Here is a 19091-nt window from a genome sequence, read left to right as displayed (position 1 = left end):
CGCGCGGCATTCGCTATGTCGTTCGTCGCTCAGGCGGCCAGCACTTCCTTCGCCGCCTTCTTCGCACCGATCTCGCCCAGCGCGCGCTTGTATTCGTGCGGGAACACCTTCACGAACTGGCGGCGCGCCGCGTCCCAGTTTTCCAGCAGCGACTTCGCGCGCGGCGAACCCGTGAACTGGAAATGACGCTCGACGAGCCCCTTGAGCAGCGCTTCGTCCGTCGTGCCCGCGTGCCAGAGCGCGCGATCGACCGTGCGCTCCTGCTCGGCCTGCTGCAGCACCGGCTCGAGCGCGACCATCGACTTGTTGCACTTCGCCGCGAACGTGCCGTCCGGATCGTAGATGTAAGCGAGGCCGCCCGACATGCCGGCCGCGAAGTTGCGCCCCGTCTCGCCGAGCACGACGACCGTACCGCCCGTCATGTATTCGCAGCCGTGGTCGCCCGTGCCTTCGACGACCGCCGTCGCGCCCGAGTTGCGCACGCAGAAGCGCTCGCCCGCGACGCCGCGGAAGAACGATTCGCCTTCGATCGCGCCGTACATCACCGTGTTGCCGCAGATGATGTTTTCCTCGGACTTGCCGCGGAAGTCGTTGGTCGGACGGATGATGATCCGGCCGCCCGACAGGCCCTTGCCGACGTAGTCGTTGCCGTCGCCGACGAGGTCGAGCGTCACGCCCTTCGCGAGGAACGCGCCGAAGCTCTGGCCGGCCGTGCCCTTCAGCTGGATGTGCACCGCGTCGTCGGCGAGGCCTTCGTGGCCGTGCTTCTTCGCGATCACGCCCGACAGCATCGCGCCGACCGTACGGTTCACGTTGCGCACCGGCTGGATGAACGACACATGCTCGCCGTTCTCGATCGCGGCCTTCGCCTTCTCGATCAGCACGTGGTCGAGCGCGCGCTCGAGGCCGTGATCCTGCACGTCGACGTGACGCGGCGCGACGTCCTCGCACTCTTCCGGCTGGTAGAACACGCGCGAGAAGTCGAGGCCCTTCGCCTTCCAGTGCTCGATGCCCTTGCGCGTATCGAGCAGGTCGGCGCGGCCGATCAGGTCGTCGAACTTCGCGACGCCGAGCTGCGCCATGATCTCGCGCACTTCCTCGGCGACGAAGAAGAAGTAGTTCACGACGTGCTCGGGCTGGCCCTTGAACTTCGCGCGCAGCACCGGATCCTGCGTCGCGACGCCGACCGGGCACGTGTTCAGGTGGCACTTGCGCATCATGATGCAGCCCTCGACGACGAGCGGCGCCGTCGCGAAGCCGAATTCGTCCGCGCCGAGCAGCGCGCCGATCACGACGTCGCGCCCCGTCTTCATCTGGCCGTCGGCCTGCACGCGGATCCGGCCGCGCAGGCGGTTCAGCACCAGCGTCTGCTGCGTTTCGGCCAGGCCCAGCTCCCACGGCGTGCCGGCGTGCTTGACCGACGACAGCGGCGATGCGCCCGTGCCGCCGTCATGGCCGGCGATCACGACGTGATCGGCCTTCGCCTTCGCCACGCCAGCCGCGACCGTGCCGACGCCCACTTCCGACACGAGCTTCACGGAGATGCTCGCGCTCGGGTTCACGTTCTTCAGGTCGTGGATCAGCTGCGCCAGATCCTCGATCGAGTAGATGTCGTGGTGCGGCGGCGGCGAGATCAGGCCGACGCCCGGCACCGAGTAACGCAGCTTGCCGATGTACTCGGACACCTTGTGGCCCGGCAGCTGACCGCCTTCGCCCGGCTTCGCGCCCTGCGCCATCTTGATCTGGATTTGGTCGGCCGACGCGAGGTACTCGGCGGTGACGCCGAAGCGGCCCGACGCGACCTGCTTGATCTTCGAGCGCAGCGAATCGCCGTCCTTCAGCGGAATGTCGCTGACGATCTCGTCGCCGATCACCGACTTCAGCGTCTCGCCCGACTTGATCGGAATACCGCGCAGTTCGTTGCGATAGCGCTTCTCGTCCTCGCCGCCTTCGCCGGTGTTCGACTTGCCGCCGATCCGGTTCATCGCGATCGCGAGCGTCGCATGCGCTTCGGTGCTGATCGAACCGAGCGACATCGCGCCCGTCGCGAAGCGCTTGACGATCTCCTTCGCCGGCTCGACGTCGTCGATCGGGATCGCCTTGGTCGGCTCGACCTTGAACTCGAACAGGCCGCGGAACGTCATGTGACGCTTGGTCTGGTCGTTGATCAGGTGCGCGTATTCCTTGTACGTCTGGTACGAGTTGCTGCGCGTCGCGTGCTGCAGCTTCGCGATCGAATCCGGCGTCCACATGTGGTCTTCGCCGCGCACGCGGTATGCGTACTCGCCGCCCGCGTCGAGCATGTCGCGCAGGACCGGGCTGTCGCCGAACGCGTCGCGGTGCAGGCGGATCGCCTCTTCCGCTACTTCGAACAGGCCGATGCCGCCGACCTTCGACGCCGTGCCCTTGAAGTACTTCTCGACGAGGTCGCTCGACAGGCCGAGCGCTTCGAAGATCTGCGCGCCCGTGTACGACATGTACGTCGAGATGCCCATCTTCGACATCACCTTCTGCAGGCCCTTGCCGACCGCCTTCGTGAAGTTGTAGACGGCCTTCTCCGGCGACAGGTCGCCCGGCAGGCCCTCGGCCATCTTCGCGAGCGTTTCCATCGCGAGGTACGGGTGCACGGCTTCCGCGCCGTAGCCCGCGAGCAGCGCGAAGTGGTGCGTTTCACGCGCGGAGCCCGTCTCGACGACGAGGCCCGTGCTCGTGCGCAGCCCTTGCTGGACGAGGTGCGTGTGGATCGCCGACGTGGCGAGCAGCGCCGGGATCGCGACATGCTCGGCGTCGGTCTTGCGGTCCGACACGATCAGCATGTTGTAGCCCGACTTCACCGCGTCGACGGCTTCCGCGCACAGCGACGCGAGACGCGCCTCGATGCCTTCCTTGCCCCATGCGACCGGGTAGCAGATGTTCAGTTCGTACGCGCTGAACTTGCCGCCCGTGTACTGGTCGATCGCGCGGATCTTCGCGATGTCCTTGAAATCGAGCACCGGCTGCGACACTTCGAGACGCATCGGCGGGTTGATGTTGTTCGTGTCGAGCAGGTTCGGCTTCGGGCCGATGAACGACACGAGCGACATGACCATGTTTTCACGGATCGGGTCGATCGGCGGGTTCGTGACCTGCGCGAACAGCTGCTTGAAGTAGTGATAGAGCGTCTTGTTCTTGTTCGACATCACCGCGAGCGGCGAGTCGTTGCCCATCGAACCGACGGCTTCCTCGCCCTGCTGCGCCATCGGCGCCATCAGGAACTTCAGGTCTTCCTGCGTATAGCCGAACGCCTGCTGGCGGTCGAGCAGCGCGGCGCCCTGCGTACGGCCGGCCGCGACTTCCTCGGCCTTCGGCTCGATCTCGTCGAGCTTGATGCGCACGGCGTCGATCCAGCTCTTGTACGGCTTCGCGTTCGCGAGGTTGTCCTTCAGCTCCTTGTCGTCGATGATGCGGCCGTGCTCCATGTCGATCAGGAACATCTTGCCCGGCTGCAGGCGCCACTTCTTGACGATCTTCGATTCGGGGATCGGCAGCGTGCCGGCTTCCGACGCCATGATCACGAGATCGTCGTCGGTCACGATGTAGCGCGCCGGACGCAGGCCGTTACGGTCAAGCGTCGCGCCGATCTGGCGGCCGTCGGTGAACGCGATCGCGGCCGGGCCGTCCCACGGCTCCATCATCGCGGCGTGGTATTCGTAGAACGCGCGGCGGTTCTCGTCCATCAGCGTGTGCTGCTCCCACGCTTCCGGAATCATCATCATCACCGCGTGCACGAGCGGGTAACCGGCCATCACCAGCAGTTCGAGACAGTTGTCGAACGATGCGGTATCGGACTGGCCCGGGTAGATCAGCGGCCACAGCTTCGGCAGGTCGTCGGCGAGCACGTGCGACGCGATCGCGCCGGTACGCGCGTTCAGCCAGTTCACGTTGCCCTTCACGGTGTTGATCTCGCCGTTGTGCGCGATCATCCGGTACGGGTGAGCGAGTTCCCATGCCGGGAACGTGTTGGTCGAGAAGCGCTGGTGCACGAGCGCGAGCGCCGACACGACGCGCGCGTCCTGCAGGTCGCGGTAGTACACGCCGACCTGGCCGGCCAGCAGCAGGCCCTTGTAGACGACCGTGCGCGCCGACATCGACGGCACGAAGTATTCCTTGCCGTGCTTGAGCTTCAGCGCCTGGATGCGGTGGCTCGCGGTCTTGCGGATCACGTACAGCTTCCGCTCGAGCGCGTCCGTCACCATGATGTCCTTGCCGCGGCCGATGAATATCTGGCGGATCAGCGGCTCGCTCGCCTTCACGGTCGGCGAAATCGGCATCGCATGGTCGACCGGCACGTCGCGCCAGCCGAGCACGACCTGGCCTTCCGCCTTCACCGTCCGCTCGAGCTCCTGCTCGCACGCGAGACGCGACGCGTTCTCCTTCGGCAGGAAGATCATCCCGACCCCATATTCTCCGGCCGGCGGCAGGTCCACGCCCTGCTTGGCCATCTCCTCGCGATAGAACGCGTCCGGAATCTGGATCAGGATGCCCGCGCCGTCGCCCATCAGCGGATCGGCACCGACCGCGCCGCGGTGGTCGAGGTTCTCGAGGATCTTCAGGCCCTGCTGGATGATCTCGTGGCTCTTCTTGCCCTTGATGTGAGCGACGAAGCCGACGCCGCAGGCGTCGTGTTCGTTTTGCGGGTCGTACAGACCTTGTGCGGCGGGCACCGCGGCGAGCGGCTGCTGGTGGTCGTTCATGGGGACACCGTCGTAAAGGGGGCCTGGAGGCCGTTGAACCGTTTTCTTGTTGCCGCCGATCCCGCTCCCGACGGGAGACGGCGCGGCCGACAGTGGTTGGGCAGGCTTCGCCCGGGCCACCGGAATTCGGAATATACGCGACGAATCAAGGAAATAGCAACAAAAACCGCTTGATCGAACCCCAATTAATTAGACGCATCGATCTGGTGCCGTTTTATTGGGGACGTATCGTTTTGGTGCAAAAAGAAGCGGCGCCCGCAGCGCCGCTTCCGGCCCGCCTTTCCGGCATTACTGCTGGATCGGCGGCGTGTTCTCACGCACCTTTCTGGGGCGTCCGCGCGGCAACGGCGACACGCGCCGGTTCGCGGTACGCGCCGCCCACTCGCGGTAATGCTCGCCGCCGAGCACCCAGCCCTTGAGCGTCGCCTGCTGCAGCTGGTCGGCCTGCCGCTCGTCGAGCGGCTGCTCGCACAGCTCCTTGTACGCGCGCTGACGGTCGAACGGCGTATTGCCGAGCGCCCAGTACAGCGGATGGTCGGTGATCAGGCTGTCGACGGTGAGCCCGACGTGATGCCGGTAGCTCGACCAGCGATAGGCCTCGGGCGTCGCGACGAGTTGCGACCGCACCGGGCTCATCTCGACCACGCGGCTCGCGAGCAGGAAATAGCGCTCGCCCTCGATCACGGTCGCGCGGTAGCGGCCTTCCCACAGCGTGCCGCGCCGCGAGTAGCGCCGGTTGAAATGCGCGACGTAGCGGCGGCCGACGGCCTGCATCGCTTTCGGCAGGCTCGCCTCGTCGCTCGGCGTCACGAGGAGTTGCACCTGGCGCGGCAGCAGCACGTAGGCGTGCACCGACAGGTGATGATCGCGCGCGGCGGCCTTCAGGCAATCGATGAAGAGTTCGTAGTCCTGGTCGTCGACGAACGCGGGTTGCTGATCCAGGCCGCGCAGTATCACGTGCTGCGGCTGGTCGGGAACGTAGAGTCGTGCTAACCGTGCCATGCTGAATGTCCGTTTGAACGCGTTAGGAAATACCCGAAGGTCCGAAAGTGCGCACCTGCGTAGAATGCCTGTCCCTGCGGCGCGCGTAAGCGTACGGTCGTACTAATCCTAGGGTGAAAACTCTAACTTACGAGCTTGTTTGGTTTTAAACGCAGTCGTCATAATGAGCACGCCTTACATCGGAGGAGACACAATGAAACGAAAACTGGCCATTACGGGGGCCGCAGCGCTCGCATTCACGTTTGCGGGCGGTACGGCACAAGCACAATCCGCAGGTGATTTCTACGTCAGCACCGGCTGGCTGCACCTGTCGCCGCAGGACAGCAGCGATCCGCTGTTCCTGTATCGCGTCGGCGGCACGCCCATCAACCAATCGATTCCCAACACGGGCGCCGGCATCAACGACGCCGATACACTTGGGCTCGCAGCGGGCTACTTCGTCACCGACCACATCTCCACCGAGCTCGTCATGGGGATACCGCCGAAGTTCGACATCACCGGCAAGGGTCAGTTCGATAAGTTCGGCGTACTCGGCCGTGCGTACCAGTGGAGCCCCGCCGTGTTGCTTCGCTACCACTTCAACGACGCCAACGCGAAGTTCCGTCCGTATGTCGGCGTCGGCGCGACGTATGTCTGGTTCACCGGCGCAAAGATCACGAACAGCAGCTTCGAGAACGGCGTGCTCGGCGGCCCGACCAGCGCGACGACCAGCAACCAGTGGGCGCCCGTATTCAACGCCGGCTTCACGTACAACTTCACGAAACACTGGTTCGGGGGCCTGTCGATCTCGTACATCCCGGTCAGCGTGACCGCGACCTTCACGACGGCCCGCCGGACGCCGGTCGGCACCCTGACCGAAACGTCGAAAGCGAAGATCTCGCTCAACCCGATCGTCACGTACCTGAACGTCGGCTACCGTTTCTAAGCGTAGTCGAATATTTGGGGAATGGTTAATCCTGCTGCAATTTGTAGCGGATTTTTCCTGACGTAACGTCTCCACGGTGCACAACGCCCCGGCGGAAATCCCGCCGGGGCGTTGTTTTTTCGCGTCAGGCACGTTGCCGCTCGAGCCGCGCCGTGGCGCTGCCGTGATCGTCAGACGACGGCGATGTCGTCCAGCGCATCGGGGGCGATCAGGTCGATCCGGTCCGTGCAGACCGCGTCGACGCCCCAGCGCGCGAGTTCGCGCGCCCGTTCGAGATCGTTCACCGTGTAAACCAGGATGCGCAGACCGGCCGCCTTGATCGCGCGCACGAGCGGTTCGTCGAGCCGTTTGTGGTCTGCGTGCAACGATACGCAGCCGAGCGCGCCGACGACCTGCGCGTGCCAGTCGTCCGGCACGGCTTCGTAGAGCATCCCGCGCGGCAGCGCCGGCTCGGTCGCGCGTGCCTGCTGCAGCGCATCGAACGAGAACGACGACAGCAGCGGCGGCACCGCGGCGGCGCGCCAGTACGCAGCCGCGTCGGCCGCCACGCGTTGCCCGGTCTCGCGCTCGCGCCCCGGGCACGGCTTGATCTCGACGTTCGCGGCGAGCCCGTGCGCGATGCAGCGCGCCGCCGCCGCCTCGAGCGTCGGCATCCGTTCGCCCGCGAAGCGCGCGTCGCGCCACGCGCCCGCGTCGAGCGCGGCGAGCGCCGCGTAACGCATGCCCGCCGCCGGCCCGTGGCCGTTCGACGTCCGGTCGACCGTGTCGTCGTGCAGCAGGAACGTCACGTCGTCGGCCGACAGCTTCGCGTCGAACTCGACCATCCGGTGCCCGCGACGCGCCCCCTCGTCGAGCGCGGCAAGCGTGTTCTCCGGCGCGAGCGTGCCGCCGCCGCGATGGGCGACGACGCGCGGATAGGGCCAGTCGGTGCGGAGGGTCATCGTCGGTCTCTCGGCAAGTGCAGCAGGTTCAACCGGCACGCTTGCCGGTTTCGGGATCGAAGAAATGCAGCCGGTGCGCGGGCAGCGCGGCCGCGAGCGCCGTGCCGCGTGCGGGACGGTCCGCATGCGGCAGGCGCACCGCGATGTCGTGGTTGCCCCAGCGGCCGTGCGCGAGGTTGTCCGCGCCCAGCAGCTCGCACGAGTCGACCGGCAGCGTCGCGTGCGCGACGCCCGGCTGCGGCGTCATGTGCTCGGGACGCACGCCGAGCACCCAGTCGCGCCCGGTGGCGATCTCCGCGCCGATGCCTGGCGCACCGGCGACCGGCAGCGCGGGGCCGCCGCCCGCGACCGTGAAGGTCGCGCCGTCATCCGACAGCCGGCCGTGCATCAGGTTCATCGCCGGCGAGCCGATGAAGCCCGCGACGAACACCGTCGCCGGCTTCTCGTACACGTCGACCGGCGCGCCGATCTGTTCCGCGTAGCCGCGGTTCATCACGATCACGCGCTGCGCGAGCGTCATCGCCTCGATCTGGTCGTGCGTCACGTAGACGCTCGTCGTCGCCAGCCGCGCATGCAGCCGCTGGATCTCGAGCCGCATCTGCACGCGCAGCTTCGCGTCGAGGTTGGACAACGGCTCGTCGAACAGGAACACCGACGGCTCGCGCACGATCGCGCGCCCCATCGCGACACGCTGCCGCTGGCCGCCCGACAGTTCGCGCGGCCGCCGTGCCAGCAGCGGCTCGAGCTCGAGGATCTTCGCGGCCGCGGCCACCCGCGAATCGATCGTCGCGCGCTCGAGTCCACGGATCTTCAGCCCGTAGCCCATGTTCTGCGCGACCGTCATGTGCGGATACAGCGCATAGTTCTGGAACACCATCGCGATGTCGCGATCCTTCGGCTCCAGCGTGTTGACGACGCGCTCGCCGATCGCGATCTCGCCGTCCGTCACGGACTCGAGCCCCGCGATCATCCGCAGCAACGTCGACTTGCCGCAGCCCGACGGGCCGACCAGCACGATGAATTCGCCGTCCGCGATCTCCACGTCGATGCCGTGCAGCACATGCTGCTTGCCGTCGTAGGATTTCCTGACGCCCTTCAAGCTCAGCGCAGCCATACCTGGTCCTTCTCCCGGTTACCGTCCATGGTTCATTTCTCGGAATCGACGAGGCCGCGCACGAACCAGCGCTGCATCGCCAGCACGACGACGAGCGGCGGGATCATCGCCAGCAGCGTCGCCGCCATCACGTATTGCCATTCGGTCGCGGCGTCGCCGCTCGCGATCATCGTCTTGATGCCCACCACCGCCGTCGACAGCGACGCTTCCGTCGTGATCAGGATCGGCCACAGATACTGGTTCCAGCCGTAGATGAACGTGATCACGAACAGCGCCGCGATGCTCGTCTTCGACATCGGCAGCACCACGTCCCAGAAGAAGCGCAGCGCCCCGGCGCCGTCGATGCGCGCGGCGTCCATCAGCTCGTCGGGCAGCGTCATGAAGAACTGGCGGAACAGGAACGTAGCGGTCGCCGATGCGATCAGCGGCATCGTGAGCCCGGCGTACGTGTTCGTCAGGTGCAGCGTCGACACGACCTGCACGGTCGGGAAGATCCGCACTTCCACCGGCAGCATCAGCGTGACGAAAATCAGCCAGAACGCCGTGTTGCGGAACGGGAAGCGGAAATAGACGATCGCGTACGCGGACAGGATCGACACCGCGATCTTGCCGACCGCGATGCCGAGCGCCATCGCGAAGCTGTTCACGAGCAGGCGGCCGAACGGCGCCGTCGTGCCGCCGCTGCCGTGCCCCCAGATGTACGCGATGTTCTCGAACAGGTGCGTGCTCGGCACGAGCGACAGCGGCACCGTGAACACTTCCTGCGCGTTCATCGTCGCCGCGCAGAACGCGACGTAGACGGGGAACACGATCAGCACGACGCCCGCGATCAGCACCGCGTGGCAGAACAGGTCGAAGCCCTTGCGATTTTCGATCATGCGTATTGCACCCTGCGTTCGACGAAGCGGAACTGGATCACCGTGAGCCCGACGACGATGATCATCAACACGACCGACTGCGCGCCCGAGCTGCCGATGTCGAGCCCCTGGAAGCCCTCCGTGAAGATCTTGTAGATCAGCGTCTTCGTGCTTTGCGCCGGGCCGCCGCCGGTGGCCGCGTCGATCACCGGGAACGTGTCGAAGAACGCGTAGACGAGGTTCACGACCAGCAGGAAGAAACTCGTCGGCGACAGCAGCGGCAGCACGATGTTGAAGAAGCGCCGCACCGGCCCGGCCCCGTCGATCGCCGCCGCCTCGATCAGCGAGCGCGGGATCGCCTGCAGGCCCGCGTAGAAGAACAGGAAGTTGTAGCTCACCTGCTTCCATACCGATGCCAGCACGACCAGGAACATCGCCTGCCCGCCGTTCAGCGCGTGGTTCCACACGATGCCGCTCTTCGCGAGCGCATAGGTGATCAGGCCGATGCTCGGGTTGAACAGGAACGCCCACAGCACGGCCGCGATCGTCGGCGCGACGGCGTACGGCCAGATCAGCAGCGTGCGGTACGCGCGCGCGCCGCGGATCACGCGATCGGCGCAGGCGGCGAGCAGCAGCGACACGACGAGCCCGCTCACCGTGACGAGCGAGCTGAACACGAGCGTCGTACGGAACGAATCGAGATACAGCGGATCGGCGAACAGGTGCGCGAAGTTCGCGAAGCCGACGAATTCGCTCGACGTGCCGAACGCGTCCTGCGTCTGCGTCGACTGCCACAGCGCGACGCCCGCCGGCCACAGGAAGAACACGGCGGTGATCGCGAGCTGCGGCGCGATCAGCAGGTACGGCAACAGGCTCGTACCGAAACGGGAACGGGATTGCATCGCGGATATCCGGTCAGGCGAAACGGAAAGGAAACCGCGCCGCCGGACGGCACGCGCTCATGCGCGGGGCCGCCGGCGGCACGACGCGATGCGTGCTCAGCCGCCCGATTTCTCGAAGCGGCGCAGCAGCTCGTCGCCACGCGAGGCGGCCGAATCGAGCGCGTCCTTCGGCGACTTCTTCTGCGCCCAGACCTGTTCGAACTCCTCGTCGACCACCGTGCGGATCTGCGGCATGTTGCCCAGGCGCAGCCCCTTCGTGTACGGCAGCGGCGGCTTGTTCAGCATCTGCTTGATCGCGGTTTCGGCGCTCGGGTTCTTCGCGTAGAAGCCCTGTTCGCGCGTCAGGTCGTAGGCCGCCTTGGTGACGGGCAGGTAGCCCGTGTCCTGGTGCCACTTCGCGGCGACCGCCGGCGAAGCGAGGTACGCGAGGAATTTCGCGACGCCCTTGTAGGTCGCCGGATCCTTGCCGGCCAGCACCCACAGGCTCGCGCCGCCGATGATCGCGTTCTGCGGTGCACCCTTCACGTTCGCGTCGTACGGCATCATGCCGGTGCCGTAGCTGAACTTCGCGAACTTCTGCACGTTCGCGAGCGCGCCCGACGACGTCGTCATGATCCCGCAATCGCCGCTGTAGAACTTCGCCGACGCTTCATCCTTGCGGCCCGCGTACGTGAACGTGCCGTCCTTCGCCATCTGCTGCAGGAACGCGACGTGCGCGATCTGCTGCGGCTTGTTGAATTCGAGCACCGCGTCGGTACCGTCGAAGCCGTTGTTGCGGCTCGCGAACGGCAGCCCGTGCCACGCGCTGTAGTTCTCGAGCTGGATCCAGCCCTGCCAGCCGGTCGTGAAGCCGCACGCCATCCCCGACTTGCGCAGCTTCTCGGCATCGGCCTGCACGTCGGCCCACGTCTTCGGCGGCTGGTTCGGATCGAGGCCGGCCTTCTTGAACGCGTCCTTGTTGTAGTAAAGCACCGGCGTCGAGCTGTTGAACGGCATCGATACGAGATGGCCCGTCTTCGCGTCGCTGTAATAGCTCGCGATGGTCGGCACGAACGCCTTTTCGTCGAGCGGCACGCCGGCCTGCTTGAACACGTCGTAGACCGGCACGACGGCCTTCTTCGCCTGCATCATCGTGGCCGTGCCGACTTCGTAGACCTGGAGGATCGCCGGCGCATTGCCGCTGCGATACGCGGCGATGCCGGCCGCGAGCGCCTGGTCGTAGGTGCCCTTGAAGACCGGCACGATCTTGTAGTCGCTTTGCGACGCATTGAACTGGTCGGCGATCGCATTGACCCGCTCGCCGAGCGCGGCCTCCATCGCATGCCAGAACTGAATTTCCGTCGCGGCGAGCGCCACGTGCTGCACCCCGAACATCAGCGCGCCGCCGAGCGCGATCGAACGAACCAGTGTCCCCGCAGGCTTCTTCTTCATCGACCTCTCTCCTATGAAAACGTTACCAACAGCGTGTGCAACATTCCCGTCGCCATTGAACCGGCGAAGTCTAGTGATCGTTTGTGACAGTCAGTTGTCGTTGATGACGAACAGGCGCTGATATTCCTTCAGCGCGAAGCGGTCGGTCATGCCGGCGATGTAGTGCGCGACGAGGCGGGGCTGATGTGCCGCGTCGTCGGACTGGTACGGCGGCGGCAGCAGGCGCGGATCGTCGATGAATGCGTCGAACAGCCCCGTGACGACGCGCTGCGCCTTGCTCGCCATGCGCATCACCTTGTAGTGGCGGTACAGGTTCTTGAAGAGGAAGCGCTTGAGCGCGGCTGCCTGAGCGGCGACCGTCGCGCTGTGCGACACGAGCGGCGGCGCGGCGCGCACGTCGTCGAGCGACGCGGGCGCGACGCGCACGAGGTTGCGCGTCGTTTCGTCGATCAGGTCGACGATCAGCGTGTTGATGATGCGGCGCACCGTCTCGTGCACGAGCCGGCGGCCTTCGAGGTGCGGGAATTCGGCGAGCGCCGCCTCGTAGTGACGCTGCCACAGCTCGACTTCCGCAAGCTGCTCGATCGTGATCAGGCCGGAACGCAGGCCGTCGTCGACGTCGTGGTTGTTGTATGCGATTTCGTCGGCGATGTTCGCGAGCTGCGCTTCGAGCGACGGCTGGCGGCCGTGCAGGAAACGTTCGCCGAGCGCGCCGAGCTTGCGGGCATGCTCGCGCGAGCAATGCTTCAGGATGCCTTCGCGCGTCTCGAAGCACAGGTTCAGCCCGTTGAATGCGCCGTAGTGCTCCTCCAGCTCGTCGACGACCGCGAGGCTCTGCAGGTTGTGCTCGAAGCCGCCGTGGTCGCGCATGCATGCATTCAGCGCGTCCTGGCCGGCATGGCCGAACGGCGTGTGGCCGAGATCGTGCGCGAGCGAGATCGCTTCGACGAGATCCTCGTTCAGGCGCAGGTTGCGGGCAACCGAGCGGGCGATCTGCGCGACTTCGAGGCTGTGCGTGAGGCGGGTGCGGAACAGGTCGCCTTCGTGATTCACGAAGACCTGCGTCTTGTATTCGAGCCGGCGGAACGCGGTCGAATGGACGATGCGGTCGCGATCGCGCTGGAATTCGGTGCGCGCCGCCGGCGGGGTTTCCGGATGGCGGCGGCCGCGCGATTGCGACGCGTGCGCGGCATACGGAGCGAGATGGGCTTCCAGCGCCGCCAGCGTCGGCGGCTCGGCCACCGGCGCAGCGGATGCGCGGCCGGCTTCGGGCAAGGTGCTGCTGGATGTCTCGCTCACGTCTCCTCCATGTCAGGGGCGCCGGGGCATCCGGGCCACCGTTATCGGGTCGTCTGCGCCAGTGTAGCGAACACGGCTTCGTCTGGCGCCTCCGTGATCAGCGTATCGCCGAATCGCTTCAGCAGGATGAACTTGATCGCGCCGGCCTCCGCCTTCTTGTCGACGCGCATCAGGTCCATGTAGCGCGCGTCGCCGAGGGCGGGCCCGCGCGTCGGCAGATGCGCGGCCGCGATCACCGCGTCGAGGCGCTGCCGCGACGCTTCGTCGAGCAGGCCGAGCCGTGCCGACAGGTCGCCGGCCATCACCATCCCGCAGCCGACCGCCTCGCCGTGCAGCCACTCGCCGTAGCCGAGCCCGGCCTCGATCGCATGGCCGAACGTGTGGCCGAAATTCAGGATCGCGCGCAGACCGCCTTCGCGCTCGTCGGCCGCGACCACGCTCGCCTTGATCTCGCACGAACGCTTCACGGCATGCGCGAGCGCAGCCGGCTCGCGACGGTTCAGCGCGTCGACGTTCGCCTCGATCCAGTCGAAGAACGCCGCGTCGGCGATCGCGCCGGTCTTGATGATCTCGGCAACGCCGGCCGCCAGTTCGCGATCGGGCAGCGTCGTCAGCGCGCCGATGTCCGCGATCACGGCCTGCGGCTGGTAGAACGCGCCGATCATGTTCTTGCCGAGCGGGTGGTTGATGCCCGTCTTGCCGCCGACCGACGAATCGACCTGCGACAGCAATGTGGTCGGCACCTGGATGAACGGCACGCCGCGCATGTAGCACGCGGCGGCAAAGCCCGTCATGTCGCCGATCACGCCGCCGCCGAGCGCGACGAGCGTCGTCTTGCGATCGGCGCGATCCGTCAGCAGGCCGTCGAAGATCAGGTTCAGCGTTTCCCAGTTCTTGTACGCCTCGCCGTCCGGCAGCACAACCGTCGATACGCGCTTGCCGAGCGGCGCGAGCGCCGCGCGCAGCGCGTCGCCGTAGAGCGGATCGACCGTCGTGTTCGTGACGATCGTGACGGACGAACCCTTGATGTGAGGCGCGAACAGCTCGGTGCGGCCGATCAGGCCGGCACCAATGTGAATCGGATAGGCTCGGTCGCCCAGATCGACGTTGACAGTAATCATGCTTGTAGCGGCTTGGCGATGACGCCGGCCAGTTCGAGTTGCATCAGCACCATGTTGACGAGACCGTTGACCGACGGACGGCCGGTCTCGATGACGAAATCCGCGCATTCGCGGTACAGCGGGTCGCGTACTTCGTACAGCGCCTCGAGACGCCCCTTCGGATCGTCGGTCTGCAGCAGCGGGCGGTTCTTGTCCTTGCGCGTGCGCAGCCACAAATCGTGCGGATTGGCGCGCAGGTAGACGACGATGCCGTTGCTTTTGAGGCAGTCGCGATTTTCCGGGCGCAACACCGCGCCGCCGCCCGTCGCGAGCACGATGTTCTCGCGCTGGGTGAGATCGGCGATCACCTGCGTTTCGCGATCGCGAAATCCGGCCTCGCCCTCCAGCTCGAAGATCACCGGAATGCGCGCGCCCGTGCGGGCCTCGATTTCGTGGTCGGAGTCGAAGAACGTCCTGTCGAGACGACGCGCGACCGCACGGCCCACGGTGGTCTTACCCGCTCCCATAAGGCCGACGAAAAATACGTTTGCATGTGGGTCCCGCGCTTGCAACGGCTTCCTCTGCTTCAATCTTGCTGGTGTGTGGCGCAGCTTACTGGCAAAGCGGCTGCCTTGTCGAGCCTGCGCCGACGCCTTCTGGCCCCGTTTTATCGGGATCCGCATCGCCCGCGTCGCGCCCATCGCAACGCGCATCGACGACGGTCGGCGTGATGAACACGACCAGTTCGTTGCGCTGGTCGCGCTGCGCGCGATGCCGGAAAAGCGCGCCCAGAAACGGTATTTTGCCCAAGAGCGGCACGCGCGTCACATCGTTCCGGTTCAGTTGTTCATAGATGCCGCCGATCGCGACCGTCCCGCCATTCTCGACCTCGACACGCGTCCGCACATGCTTCGTATGGATGGCCGGGCCGGCCGCCGTCGGCTCGCCGACGCTGTCCTTCGTCACATCGAGATCCAGCACCACGCGCCCGTCCGGCGTGATCTGCGGCTCGACCTCCAGCTTGAGCGTCGCACGGCGGAACTGCACGCCGCTCACGCCATTGCCCACCTTCGCCTGGTACGGCAGCTCCGAACCCTGCTCGACGATGGCCTTGACGCGGTCGGCCGTCACCACGCGCGGCCGCGAGACGATCTGGCCCCGCCCCTGCGCCTCCAGCGCGCTCAGCTCGACGTCGAGGACACGGCTGAGCGGCGCGGCGAACAACGTGAAGCCGGCGGTCGCCGCGTCGAAGCCGCCGAGCGGCCGCGCGGCGAGGTCGAGCGCGTTGCGCGCGTCGGCCGTGAACGTGGCGCTCTCGCCCCCCGACGGACGCCCCTGCGCCCGCAGCGCGACGCGTGCACCGAGGTTGCGCGAGAAGCCCTGCTCGCCCTCGACGATGCGGGCCTCGATCCGGACCTGCCGCGACGGCCGGTCGATCGCGTCGATCAGGCTCGCGATCTGCGCGAGGCGCGGCGCGAGATCGGTGACGAACAGCAGGTTCGTGCGCGGATCGGCCGCCGCGGCGCCGCGTTTCGACAGCAGGCGCTGGCCGGTCGCGCCGGCCAGCAGCCGCTGCACGTCCTGCGCGCGCGGGTAGTGCAGCGCGAACGTGCGGCTCGCGAGCGGCTCCAGATCGGCGGCCCGCGCATGCATTTCGAAGCGCTCGCGCTCCCGGGCGGCCAGCTCGGCCGCCGGCGTGACCCAGATCACGTTGCCGCGCCGGGACATCGCGAGCCCGTGCGTGTCGAGCAGCGTGTCGAACGCATCGCGCCAGCGCACATTGTTCAGACGTAACGTGACGGTGCCTCGCACCTGCTCGCCAACGACGATATTGAGCCCCGTGAACCGCGCGAATGCGTCGAACGCGGCCGCGAGCCCGGCGCCCTGCAGATTCAGCGAGATTCGTCGCGCGTCGTCTGCATCGTCGGGTTGCCGCGCAGCGGCGTCGCTCATTCGGGCCGGCGGCGCCAACGGAATCGGCGGCCCCTCCAGTTGCGGTGCCGGTGGAGCGGGCTCCGCCTGAAGCACCGCGCGAGCAGCCTGGCCGGACGGCGGCGGGCCGGCTTCCTCGGGAGCCGCGCTGTCCGCGCCGTCCACGCTCCCGTGCGGCAGCGGCAGGCCCGGCGCCGGCGCCTCCACCGACGCGGCGGGCCAGACTGCTGGCAGGGGCGGCAACGACGCGCCCGCACCGGCCGCCGTCAATCCGGCCCAGACGGCGAGTACCCGACAGCCGTGCTTCATCATGGCCGCCCTCCGTCGTCCAGGACGACCCGGTGCGCGCCGTCCGCCGTCGCGAGCATCACCGCCGCGGGCTCGACGCGCACCACGCGCACTGCCCCCAGCGCTTCGCCGGGCGCCACGGCGGTGAACACGCCGTCTCCGTCGTCGAACAACGCGAGACCGGCACGCGCGTCGCGAATCGTGCCGGCGAGGCGGACCGCCCTCCCGTCGGCTTCCCCGCCGAACGGATCGGCGTCGAGCGCAGCGGCCTGAAGCGGCATCGTGCCGCGTGCGGACGATGCCGCCGGCAGCGCCGGATACACGTCGACAGACATGTCCACCCGTGTCGACTGCATGCCTCGCTCGACACGCAGCGCCGACGGCACCGCCAGCACCGGAAAGCGCGCCAGCCCGCCGACCATCGTCGACAGCGCGCGAAAGCCGCCGTCGGCAACGATACGCACAGTGCGCCGGCCATCCCGCGCCGCGCCGTCGGTGGGCTGCGGCTCGATCGATACGCCGTGCAGCCCGCTCGACGCGGCGAGATCGGCCAATTCCAGCATCAGCGCCGCCCATTCCGGCGCGCCCGGCGCGCGGTCGCCATGCGCCGGCGGCAAACGGGTCTCGTGCCTGTGCTCCGCGGCCCCGAGTACGCGCTGCGCGTCGACCACACGCCCCTGCGCGGCGGCGAGCAACGCGCGACTCTGCGCGAGCCCGCTCCAGTCGGCCGCATTCGCCAGATGAATGCCGCCCGCCAGCACGGCCACGAACGTCAGCACGCAGCCGGCGGCATGCAGGGCCCCCGGCGAGACCCGCCGCATGCCGCCTGGCCACGCATCGCCACGCGGCGCAGGCCAATGCGTGATCGCCGTCATGCGCCGTCTCCCGTCGCGGTCCGCGACGGCATCGCGTCGTGCCAGCGCAATTGAACCGAAAACCGGAGCGGCAACCCGGCCAGTGGGACCGGCGCGCTCGACACGGGTTTCAATGCATCCACGTCGATCCGCCAGTCGCGCTGCTCGCGCGCCATCCCGGCAAGCCATCGCGCGGCTGCCCGATAGCTCGTGGCACGCACCTCGAGCACGGCCCCGGCCGGCGTCGTGCGCAGCGTGTCTAGCCGGACGCCGTCGTCGCGCACCCGCGCCAGTGTCGCCAGCAGCCCCGCGGCGCGCTCGTACGGTGCGGCAAGCGCGGCGACCTGTGCATCGCGCCGCGCGATGACTGCCGCCACATCGGCGGCGCGCGTCGCGGCATGCACCCGCGGCTGCAACTGCCGCAGCCGCGTCTCCACGCCTATGCGCGCGGCGTCCGCGCGCCACCGCATCCAGGTGGCCGCGCCCGTCCACAGTGCGGCGCCGAGCACGCCGAGCAGGATCGCCGCCCCGCACTGCACAGCCCGGCGACGCCGCAACGCGTGCGCCCGCCGCTCGCGGTACGGCAGCAGGTTGAAGCCGCCGAGTGCCGCCTGGTCGACCATCATTCCCACACCCCGCGCAACGCCAGCCCGAATGCGACGGCGAATGCCGGGCCGCCCGGCATGCCGCCGGGCGCGCATGGCTGCCCGTCCCAGCCCGTGCAGTCGAACGGCACCACCGCCGAGCCAAGCACGTCGCCAATCTCCGCGACGGACGTATCGAAGCACGCGATGCTTCGCTCGTCCCCGGCGACGAACACACGGCGCACGGCGCCGAGCGCGCACCGGCGCAGCGCATCGGGAAGCGTCTCCGGAGGGAGGCCGGACAGCGTGAGCACCGGAACCGCCAGCGGCCCTTCGATTCGCCAGCCTCGCACCTCCGAGTCGCGGAACCAGAGCGCGGCGTACGAACCCTGCGCGTCGAGTTCGAGCTGAGCAGCATAGCGCAACGCGCGCAGCATCGCGGCCGACTCGCCGTCGACCGCGGTCAGGTCGATACCGGCTTGGGCGGCCACGTCGATCCGCCGCTCCAGCAGCGCCAGCGGGGCCACGGCCACCGCGATTTCACCGGATCGCGCGCCGCCGTGCTGCCGCCAGTCGAACGCGAAACTGTCCGGCGCCAGCCCCGAGATGCGCTCGGCCGCCTGCCGCGCGGCGTCCGGGATGTCGTGACGCCCGGCCAGGTCGAGCGTCGCGGTACGTATCTCGTCATCGCGCAACGCCATCACGCCGCGCGTGTCGCACCGCACGTCGGCCGCCGACAGCCGCGCGACGGCTGCCGCCAGCGCCCGCGCGACCGCGGCCCAGCGCGCGTCTTCCGGCCCGCCGCACAATCCGACCGGCTCCCGCTCGAGCCCCTCGACCCGCACGTCCGCGCCCCGGCCGCGCCGGCTCAGCACGACCACCCTCAGCTCGTCCGCGCCGATGTCGATCCCCGTCGACCGGTGCTTGCCCTGCGCCAACCGCGCTACCCATCGTCCCGCCATCCCAGCCTCCCGAAATCGTCGCGGCCCACGCCACGTTGCCGAGACCTGATTCTGCAAAGCGGCTTGCAGGGCCGACAGTCGGCCAAACGGCCAGCAGCGGCCGGCGGCGGCCGTGCGCGGGTCATACTGGCGGCCCGCCGACCCGCGGCTTGCCGGCGGGCACCCCC

At 67.8% G+C, this 19091-nt stretch carries 15 protein-coding genes; 1 reads left to right on the top strand and 14 read right to left on the bottom strand.

What is annotated here, in order from left to right; genetic code table 11:
• Positions 1-29: 29 nt before the first annotated feature.
• Entirely contained in the window at positions 30-4733 is a 4704-nt protein-coding gene (locus AC1VVG_RS01885; protein ID WP_482835187.1) for a glutamate synthase-related protein, read from the bottom strand.
• Between the two features lie 288 nt (positions 4734-5021).
• Positions 5022-5735, bottom strand: a complete 714-nt coding sequence (locus AC1VVG_RS01880) for a transposase (RefSeq protein ID WP_034189835.1) — start codon at positions 5733-5735, stop codon at positions 5022-5024.
• Between the two features lie 193 nt (positions 5736-5928).
• Here AC1VVG_RS01880 and AC1VVG_RS01875 point away from each other — a divergent pair, with 193 nt between their 5' ends.
• Complete coding sequence (locus tag AC1VVG_RS01875; protein ID WP_034189836.1) at positions 5929-6660, top strand: OmpW/AlkL family protein; 732 nt, start codon at positions 5929-5931, stop codon at positions 6658-6660.
• 170 nt (positions 6661-6830) lie between these two features.
• Here AC1VVG_RS01875 and ugpQ read toward each other — a convergent pair whose 3' ends face one another.
• The 12 genes from ugpQ to AC1VVG_RS01815 form a co-directional block, all read right to left on the bottom strand.
• The gene (gene ugpQ, locus AC1VVG_RS01870) at positions 6831-7601 is read right to left on the bottom strand and encodes a glycerophosphodiester phosphodiesterase (RefSeq protein WP_034189837.1); all 771 of its coding nucleotides are present in this window, start codon (positions 7599-7601) and stop codon (positions 6831-6833) included.
• Between the two features lie 28 nt (positions 7602-7629).
• A complete protein-coding gene (locus AC1VVG_RS01865) occupies positions 7630-8715 on the bottom strand; it encodes a sn-glycerol-3-phosphate import ATP-binding protein UgpC (protein ID WP_482835184.1) in 1086 nt (361 codons plus the stop codon).
• A gap of 32 nt (positions 8716-8747) precedes the next feature.
• A complete protein-coding gene (gene ugpE, locus AC1VVG_RS01860) occupies positions 8748-9593 on the bottom strand; it encodes a sn-glycerol-3-phosphate ABC transporter permease UgpE (RefSeq protein WP_482835182.1) in 846 nt (281 codons plus the stop codon).
• Positions 9590-10474 carry a sn-glycerol-3-phosphate ABC transporter permease UgpA gene (gene ugpA / locus AC1VVG_RS01855; protein ID WP_034189840.1) on the bottom strand — a complete coding sequence of 295 codons (885 nt, stop codon included), beginning with the start codon at positions 10472-10474 and terminating at the stop codon, positions 9590-9592. The genes ugpE and ugpA overlap by 4 nt, the downstream gene beginning before the upstream one ends.
• Before the next feature lie 96 nt (positions 10475-10570).
• Positions 10571-11905, bottom strand: a complete 1335-nt coding sequence (gene ugpB / locus AC1VVG_RS01850; protein WP_034189841.1) for a sn-glycerol-3-phosphate ABC transporter substrate-binding protein UgpB — start codon at positions 11903-11905, stop codon at positions 10571-10573.
• A 90-nt stretch (positions 11906-11995) separates the two neighbouring features.
• The gene (locus AC1VVG_RS01845) at positions 11996-13204 is read right to left on the bottom strand and encodes a deoxyguanosinetriphosphate triphosphohydrolase (RefSeq protein WP_034189842.1); all 1209 of its coding nucleotides are present in this window, start codon (positions 13202-13204) and stop codon (positions 11996-11998) included.
• Between the two features lie 41 nt (positions 13205-13245).
• Complete coding sequence (gene aroB, locus AC1VVG_RS01840; protein WP_069706022.1) at positions 13246-14325, bottom strand: 3-dehydroquinate synthase; 1080 nt, start codon at positions 14323-14325, stop codon at positions 13246-13248.
• Positions 14322-14876, bottom strand: a complete 555-nt coding sequence (aroK, locus tag AC1VVG_RS01835; RefSeq protein WP_034189844.1) for a shikimate kinase AroK — start codon at positions 14874-14876, stop codon at positions 14322-14324. Before aroK ends, aroB begins: the two co-directional genes overlap by 4 nt.
• A 40-nt stretch (positions 14877-14916) precedes the next feature.
• A complete protein-coding gene (locus AC1VVG_RS01830) occupies positions 14917-16548 on the bottom strand; it encodes a type IV pilus secretin PilQ (RefSeq protein WP_124670924.1) in 1632 nt (543 codons plus the stop codon).
• Entirely contained in the window at positions 16545-17399 is an 855-nt protein-coding gene (locus tag AC1VVG_RS01825) for a pilus assembly protein (protein ID WP_367190129.1), read from the bottom strand. The genes AC1VVG_RS01830 and AC1VVG_RS01825 overlap by 4 nt, the downstream gene beginning before the upstream one ends.
• Entirely contained in the window at positions 17396-18004 is a 609-nt protein-coding gene (locus AC1VVG_RS01820; protein ID WP_482835180.1) for a fimbrial protein, read from the bottom strand. Before AC1VVG_RS01820 ends, AC1VVG_RS01825 begins: the two co-directional genes overlap by 4 nt.
• Positions 18001-18924, bottom strand: a complete 924-nt coding sequence (locus tag AC1VVG_RS01815; protein WP_482835178.1) for a competence protein ComA — start codon at positions 18922-18924, stop codon at positions 18001-18003. The genes AC1VVG_RS01820 and AC1VVG_RS01815 overlap by 4 nt, the downstream gene beginning before the upstream one ends.
• Positions 18925-19091: the final 167 nt, after the last annotated feature.

This window comes from Burkholderia sp. L-4, assembly GCF_056856535.1.
This window is presented reverse-complemented; position numbering and strand designations above follow the sequence as displayed.

What these genes read in the sequence shown, in the direction of transcription:
- AC1VVG_RS01885 (WP_482835187.1), bottom strand. Translation starts at nt 4,733, where the DNA reads ATGAACGACCACCAGCAGCCGCTCGCCGCGGTGCCCGCCGCACAAGGT.
- AC1VVG_RS01880 (WP_034189835.1), bottom strand. Translation starts at nt 5,735, where the DNA reads ATGGCACGGTTAGCACGACTCTACGTTCCCGACCAGCCGCAGCACGTG.
- AC1VVG_RS01875 (WP_034189836.1), top strand. Translation starts at nt 5,929, where the DNA reads ATGAAACGAAAACTGGCCATTACGGGGGCCGCAGCGCTCGCATTCACG.
- ugpQ (WP_034189837.1), bottom strand. Translation starts at nt 7,601, where the DNA reads ATGACCCTCCGCACCGACTGGCCCTATCCGCGCGTCGTCGCCCATCGC.
- AC1VVG_RS01865 (WP_482835184.1), bottom strand. Translation starts at nt 8,715, where the DNA reads ATGGCTGCGCTGAGCTTGAAGGGCGTCAGGAAATCCTACGACGGCAAG.
- ugpE (WP_482835182.1), bottom strand. Translation starts at nt 9,593, where the DNA reads ATGATCGAAAATCGCAAGGGCTTCGACCTGTTCTGCCACGCGGTGCTG.
- ugpA (WP_034189840.1), bottom strand. Translation starts at nt 10,474, where the DNA reads ATGCAATCCCGTTCCCGTTTCGGTACGAGCCTGTTGCCGTACCTGCTG.
- ugpB (WP_034189841.1), bottom strand. Translation starts at nt 11,905, where the DNA reads ATGAAGAAGAAGCCTGCGGGGACACTGGTTCGTTCGATCGCGCTCGGC.
- aroB (WP_069706022.1), bottom strand. Translation starts at nt 14,325, where the DNA reads ATGATTACTGTCAACGTCGATCTGGGCGACCGAGCCTATCCGATTCAC.
- AC1VVG_RS01830 (WP_124670924.1), bottom strand. Translation starts at nt 16,548, where the DNA reads ATGATGAAGCACGGCTGTCGGGTACTCGCCGTCTGGGCCGGATTGACG.
- AC1VVG_RS01825 (WP_367190129.1), bottom strand. Translation starts at nt 17,399, where the DNA reads ATGACGGCGATCACGCATTGGCCTGCGCCGCGTGGCGATGCGTGGCCA.
- AC1VVG_RS01820 (WP_482835180.1), bottom strand. Translation starts at nt 18,004, where the DNA reads ATGATGGTCGACCAGGCGGCACTCGGCGGCTTCAACCTGCTGCCGTAC.
- AC1VVG_RS01815 (WP_482835178.1), bottom strand. Translation starts at nt 18,924, where the DNA reads ATGGCGGGACGATGGGTAGCGCGGTTGGCGCAGGGCAAGCACCGGTCG.